A 5,996-nucleotide genomic window follows, 5' to 3' on the forward strand; every position below is an offset into this window, starting at 1 on the left:
GCCATCGCCGCCACGCACGGCAAGGACGCCGTACTCGACGCCGCGGCCGGTCACGGTCCCGAGGCGGTCGCGGTCATCGGTGACCTGCTGTCGGCCGATCGGATGGAGCTCGCGCTGCCGTCGCGGATGCCGGAGCCCGCCGCCTGGGCGGCCCCCCGGTTGCTGCCGCGAGTGCTGCTGCGCGGCCGGGCCTCGGCGCTTCCGGCCGCGTCCGTACGCCATCTGCTGACCATGCTGGCGATCTCCCGGCCGGGCGCGGTCTACACGGGCGTGGAGGTGGTGAAGGAGACGTGCGATCCCGAGTCGCTGGCCTCCTTCGCCTGGTCCCTGTTCGAGCAGTGGCGGCTGTCCGGGATGCCGGCCGCGGAAAGCTGGGCGCTGCATGGCCTGGGGTGGCTCGGCGACGACGACACGGTGCGCCGGCTGGCGCCGATCCTGCGCGACTGGCCCGGCGAGGGAGCGCACCAGCGGGCCGTGGAGGGCCTGGACATGCTGGCGACCATCGGCAGCGACGTGGCCCTGATGCATCTGCACGGGTTGTCCCTGCGGGTGAGGTTCAAGGCGCTCAGGACGCGCGCCAAGGAGAAGATCGAGCAGGTCGCGGCCGATCTCGGGCTGTCCGGCGAGGAACTCGCCGACCGGCTGGTGCCGGACTTCGGGCTGGACGCCGCCGGCTCGACCGTCGTGGACTACGGGCCCCGGCGCTTCACCGTGGGCTTCGACGAGCAACTGCGGCCGTACGTCCTGGACCAGGACGGCAAGCGGCTCAAGGACCTGCCCAAGCCGGGCGCCCGCGACGACGCCGAGTCGGCGCCGGCGGAACGCAAGCGGTTCATGGCCCTGAAGAAGGATGTGCGGACGGTGGCCTCGGACCAGGTGCGCCGGCTGGAGGGCGCGATGGTCTCGGGCCGCAGCTGGACGACCGGTGAGTTCCGCGAGCTGTTCGTCTCCCATCCCCTGCTGTGGCATCTGGTGCGGCGGCTGGTGTGGCTGTGCGTCCCGGCCGGGGCTTCGCGAAGGGCCCTGTGCGCGACCCCGGCCATCGGCGGCGTCGGTGCGGTGACGGCGTTCCGCGTGGCGGAGGACCGCACCTTCGCCGACGTACGGGACGAGGAGTTCACGTTGCCGGAGGACGCCTCGGTACGGCTGGCGCACCCGCTCCACCTCGGCGAGGAGCTGGCGGAATGGGGGGAGCTGTTCGCCGACCACGAGATCCTGCAGCCTTTCCCCCAGCTCGGCCGCGCCGTGCACCGGCTCACGGACGACGAGGCCGCCGGCGACCGGCTGGAGCGGTTCGAGAACATCACCGTGCCGACCGCCAAACTGCTCGGCCTGGAACGGCGCGGCTGGGAGCGCGACGAGCCGATGTTCGCGGGTGTGCAGTGCCGGCTGTCCAAGCGGGTCGCGAAGGACCGCTGGATCGTCGTCGGCCCGTCGGAGGGGTTCACGATCGGCGCCGTCGACGTCTCCACCGAGCAGTCGCTGGAATTCATCGGGCTGTCCGAACAGCCCGGCGCGTGGAGCCCGCCCGGGGAGCCGTCCAGGCTCGCGTTCGCCGACCTCGACCCGGTGACCGCGTCCGAGGTGCTCGCCGATCTCACGGACCTGGTGGCACGGTGACGACGCACCGCACGGCGTGGCGTAGCCGGACGATCGAACGCCGGGCTCAGCGGCAGGTGGCCGTGACCGTGCCGGCGGCCTCGATCTTGTGCTCGGGATAATCGTCGTAGATCTGCAGGTCGATGGTGCCGTTCTTGGTCGGGCCGAATGTAAGGGTCATCGCCCGGCCGCGATTGGCCTGCTGGTCGGTCCGGATATTGCCGCCGATGCGGTGTCCGTCCGTGTGCTTGCCTGGAATCGTGTCCCACGCCTGATAGATGACGTTGGTAGCGGTGACGACGCTCGAATCGGGAATGTCGACGCGGAACGTACAGGTCTTGCCGACGCCGGGATAGAAGATCCAGTTCGCCCCGTCACCGCTGTCGGTCGTTCGATGGATCAAGGCGTCCCCGCAGCCGCCCGTGGCGCTGCCCGCCAGCGGTTTCCAGGAGCCGCTGGTGTCCATCGCCGCCTTGGCCGTCGAGCAGGAGGGCCCGGTTCGCGCGGTCCACGCGGCGGGTGCGCCGCCCGGGCTGGGGGTTCTCCCTCACGCTGGACGACTTCGTCACGAGCCGGCTGCTGGAGGTCGTGGTGCACAGCGACGACCTCGCCTGCAGCGTCGGCGTGGCAACGCCCGAGCTGCCCGCCGAGGCCGTCGAGACCGTCGTCGACCTGCTGTCCCGCATCGCGATCCGCCGGCACGGCGCCGTCAGCGTGCTCCGGGGCCTCAGCCGCGCGGAGCGCGCGCCCGCCTCCATCTCGGCCCTGTGAGAGGGTTCGACACATGTGGGGACTGACACTCGAGCCCGCCCTCGACCGCACCGACCTGCTCGCCGCGCCCGTCGCCGAGGCGCTGCGCGGCTGGAAGGGCGAGGGCTCCTTCCAGGTCGCCGAGATCGATCCCGGGCTCGCCGACACGGCCGCGTTCTGCGAGCGGTACGGGGTACCGCTCGAGGCCTCCGCCAACTGCGTGATCATCGCGGCCAAACGGGGCGGTGAGGTGCGTCTCGCCGCCTGTGTGGTGCTGGCGACGACCCGTGCCGACGTCAACGGCGTGGTCCGCCGGCGCCTCGACGCGCGCAAGGCGTCGTTCGCCTCGCAGGACCAGGCGGTGTCCGAGACCGCGATGGAGTACGGCGGGATCACCCCGTTCGGACTCCCGGCGGCCTGGCCGGTGCTGGTGGACGCGGCCGTCATCGAGCAGCCCCACGTCGTGGTCGGCAGCGGTGTGCGCCGCTCCAAGCTCGTGGTGCCGAGCGCGGCGCTGGCCGAGATCGCGACGGGCGAGGTCCTGCCGGACCTCGCCCGCCCCGTGGCCTCCTGACCGCCTCTCACCGGCAGGCCGTACCGGAGCACTTCTCCAGGCGGTGCAGCATCGACCTCAGCTGGGCCAGACGCTTGGCGGGCACCCGGCTCACGGCGTTGTCCAGCTCGTTCGGGTCCTTGGCGATGTCGTAGTACTCACGCTCGCCGTCGGCGTACTCCACGTAGACCTCGTGGGCCGTGCGGACCGCCTCGTAGCTCGGCGGGTTGCCGCTCGCCCTGGTCGGCCGGTCGGGGTCGTTCACCGCGTTGTCGGGACCGTGGTGCTCGACCAGGACCGCGTCGCGCGTGTCCTTCACCGTGTCGCCCGAGAAGAACGGCGTGAGCGAGCGGCCGTCCACCGCGTCCGGCACCTTGACGCCGCCGAGAGTCTCGAAGGTCGGGCACAGGTCGGTGTTCTGGGCGAGCGCGGAGGTCGTACGGCCGGCCGCGACGCCGGGCCCGGTGACCACGAGCGGCACGTTGATGTCGGTGTCGTAGGCGGTCATCTTCCCCGAGGCGAGACGGTGCTCGCCCATGTGGAAGCCGTTGTCGGAGCCGAACACGATGTAGGTGTCGCGGTCGACGCCGTTGGCCTTCAGGGCCGCCTGGAGGTCGCCGAGCATCTTGTCGACCGCCTGCACGGCCTGGGCCCGCTTGCGGAACGAGGTGTCGATCTTGTTGATCTGCTTCGGGGTGAGCTTCGGATGGTCCCTGATCCATGCGGGCTTGTCGGACATGTCCGCCTCATTGAACGAGGGGCCGCGCGGGGCCTTGAGCCCGGGGAACCTGTTCGCGTCCCGCGGCGCGGGCGTGAACGGACCGTGCGGGGCGAAGGTCGCCAGCTCCATCATGAACGGCTGCCCGGCCTTGGCCGACTGGGCGATGAAGTTCTGGCCCTTGCGGTTCAGCACGTCGGTCAGGTAGTCGCCCGGCCGGTGGCCGTACCTGACGATGTGGCCGTTCTCGTTGAGGGAGTAGTTGAACTCCGGATAGCCGTTGCCGGCGACGTCCCACTCGCTCCAGCCCGGCGGCACCGGGTCGGCCGGCTGGTAGCCGTTGAGGTACTTGCCCATCATGGCGGTGCGGTAGCCGGCCGACCGCAGCGCGGTCGCGAACGTGTTCTGCTGGTTCCCGTGGGCGTTGAACGCCTGGTAGCCGCCGTCCGCGCCGGTGTTGGTGAAGACGCCGGTGTCGTGCGGGAACTTCCCGGTGAACGTCGTCGACCGCGAGGGACAGCACAGCGAGTCGGTCACGAAGTAATGCGTGAAGGTCGTTCCCTGCCGCCGCATCCGCTGAAGCTGCGGCATGAAGGAGGCGAGATTGCCCGCGAGGTCGTCGGTCAGCACGAAGACGATGTTGGGCCGCTCCGCCGCGTGCGCCGCCGTCTGCCGTGAGGTCCGCTCGGCGGCGCCCGCCCGGCAGGAGGCGAGCGCCAGGCAGGCCGCGAGGGTCAGTGCCACGAGCCGCTTCATCTCTGGCCTTCCGTCGGTGACATGACAGTCCGTCAGCGTGACCGAGGAGCCTTGGAGAACCGTGGGACCGCCCTGGCACGCGCATGGGAAGCCCGGGGGATCGGTCAGGGAGCCGTCAGGACGCCGGAGTACGCTCCCGGGACATGCTCCCGCCCGACCTCGGCCCCGAGGGCTCCGAGCCCGGACGCGCACCGATCCGCCGTGTCCGTACGGTCGGCCGGCGCGGCCGCCCTCTCGCCCTGGTCGTCGCCGTCGCCTGCTTCGCGGCCTTCTGGGTCTGCTCGGTGGGCATGGCGGCGTGGGGCGTCGCCCACGACCGGACGGGCGGCCACACCGGTGACGTCGCCTCCATCGTGTTCTGGACGCTGGTCTTCGCCCTGATGCTCTGGCGTCTGTGGCGCGGCGGGCGCCTCGCGATCGCCTTCATGTCCCGGGTCGGCACGCTCCTCGGCGCGCTGTTCCTGGCCGCGACGGTGGCCTTCGCGGTGCTGTTCGCCGCCGACCCGCCGGGCGGATCGGCACTGGACTTCCTGCCCTACCTGCTGCCGGCACCGCTCTCGGGCGCCGCGCTGCTGACCGCGGGCCTGCTCCTGCGCCGCGGCGAGGTGTTCCGCTGGAGCCGCGCCTGACGATCGCCTCGCGGGCGGCTCAGCCGTGCTCCAGGGCGCCGTCCAGCAGGCCGAGCGGCGGCGAGCCGAGCGCGAACAGGGCACGGTGGAAACGCTGCGGGGAGTACTCGCCGCCCCACTCTTGGCGGGCGCGTTCGCGCAGGCGCAGGATCTCCAGCTTGCCGTGCGTGTACCGGCCGTACGTCGGGTCGAACACGGCGCGCGCGGCCTCCGCGTGGGCCGCCGACCCGGCCAGGTGGGTGTCGGCGGCGAAGCGTCGCGCCCCGTCCTCGACCGTCATGGCGCCCGTGTGCACGCCGATCGCGCAGGCGAGCCGGGTGACGCGGACCAGCGCCTCCAGCCACACGCCGATCTCGAACCGCGGGTCGTCGGCCAGGAAGCCCTCCTCGACGCAGAGCTCCTCCGCGTAGTGGGCCCAGCCCTCGACGAAGGCCAGGGAGAACAGCGTCCGGCGCACGACGGTCGGCGCGTGGCGCAGCGCGCGGCCGTGCGAGAAGTGCCCCGGGGCGACCTCGTGCACCGTCACGCCCGGCAGGGTGGTGGCGCTGAACACCTGGAGCCAGTCCTCGATGTCCTCCTCCGGCCAGGAGGGGTCCGGCGGCGTGATGTGGTACCAGGACGGCGCCTCCGGCTCGCCCGGCGCCGCCCACGACATCATCGCCATGCCCCAGCGGCGCGACTCCGGCGCCAGGCCGACCAGGCACTCGCCGTCGTGGTACGGCACCAGGTCGCGTTCGCGGGTGAACGCCACGGCCTGCCGGGTCCAGTCGCGGGACGCGTCGATGACGCCGTCGATGTCCGGGTGGTCCCGTACGAGCTCGCGGCACAGCTCCAGCGCCGGCCGCGCCGGGTCCAGGCGCGCGCAGGCCTCGGTCAGCCGCGTCATCAGCCGGTCGCGTTCACGGTCGGCCTCGGCGGCCAGAGCGTCGAGGTCGAGGTCGAGCGCCTCCGAGGCGCCCATCAGCCGGGCCAGCGCGGGGCCGCCGAGCGC

At 72.2% G+C, this 5,996-nt stretch carries 7 protein-coding genes; 4 read left to right on the top strand and 3 right to left on the bottom strand.

The features are described 5' to 3' along the window. The coding region (locus ACFFNX_RS39475) for a DUF4132 domain-containing protein (protein WP_378211270.1) at positions 1-1,620 on the top strand (1,620 nt) is incomplete at its 5' end. A gap of 46 nt (positions 1,621-1,666) precedes the next feature. On the opposite strand, the gene ACFFNX_RS39480 is transcribed toward ACFFNX_RS39475, so the two are convergent. Continuing rightward, entirely contained in the window at positions 1,667-2,065 is a 399-nt protein-coding gene (locus ACFFNX_RS39480) for a hypothetical protein (RefSeq protein ID WP_378211271.1), read from the bottom strand. A 53-nt stretch (positions 2,066-2,118) separates the two neighbouring features. On the opposite strand from ACFFNX_RS39480, the gene ACFFNX_RS39485 reads away from it, so the two are divergent. Next, a complete protein-coding gene (locus ACFFNX_RS39485; protein ID WP_378211272.1) occupies positions 2,119-2,370 on the top strand; it encodes a hypothetical protein in 252 nt (83 codons plus the stop codon). A gap of 13 nt (positions 2,371-2,383) precedes the next feature. Then, on the top strand, positions 2,384-2,923 hold the full coding sequence (locus ACFFNX_RS39490) for a YbaK/EbsC family protein (protein ID WP_378211273.1): 540 nt from the start codon (positions 2,384-2,386) through the stop codon (positions 2,921-2,923). A gap of 7 nt (positions 2,924-2,930) precedes the next feature. Here ACFFNX_RS39490 and ACFFNX_RS39495 read toward each other — a convergent pair whose 3' ends face one another. Then, on the bottom strand, positions 2,931-4,376 hold the full coding sequence (locus ACFFNX_RS39495) for a sulfatase family protein (RefSeq protein WP_378211274.1): 1,446 nt from the start codon (positions 4,374-4,376) through the stop codon (positions 2,931-2,933). Between the two features lie 143 nt (positions 4,377-4,519). Here ACFFNX_RS39495 and ACFFNX_RS39500 point away from each other — a divergent pair, with 143 nt between their 5' ends. After that, a complete protein-coding gene (locus ACFFNX_RS39500) occupies positions 4,520-5,005 on the top strand; it encodes a hypothetical protein (RefSeq protein WP_378211275.1) in 486 nt (161 codons plus the stop codon). A 19-nt stretch (positions 5,006-5,024) separates the two neighbouring features. Here ACFFNX_RS39500 and ACFFNX_RS39505 read toward each other — a convergent pair. Beyond that, the coding region (locus ACFFNX_RS39505) for a DUF885 family protein (protein ID WP_378211276.1) at positions 5,025-5,996 on the bottom strand (972 nt) is incomplete at its 5' end.

The organism is Actinoallomurus acaciae (assembly GCF_042429965.1).
GTDB lineage: Bacteria > Actinomycetota > Actinomycetes > Streptosporangiales > Streptosporangiaceae > Actinoallomurus > Actinoallomurus acaciae.

What these genes read in the sequence shown, in the direction of transcription:
- ACFFNX_RS39490 (WP_378211273.1), top strand. Translation starts at nt 2,384, where the DNA reads ATGTGGGGACTGACACTCGAGCCCGCCCTCGACCGCACCGACCTGCTC.
- ACFFNX_RS39495 (WP_378211274.1), bottom strand. Translation starts at nt 4,376, where the DNA reads ATGAAGCGGCTCGTGGCACTGACCCTCGCGGCCTGCCTGGCGCTCGCC.
- ACFFNX_RS39480 (WP_378211271.1), bottom strand. Translation starts at nt 2,065, where the DNA reads ATGGACACCAGCGGCTCCTGGAAACCGCTGGCGGGCAGCGCCACGGGC.
- ACFFNX_RS39500 (WP_378211275.1), top strand. Translation starts at nt 4,520, where the DNA reads ATGCTCCCGCCCGACCTCGGCCCCGAGGGCTCCGAGCCCGGACGCGCA.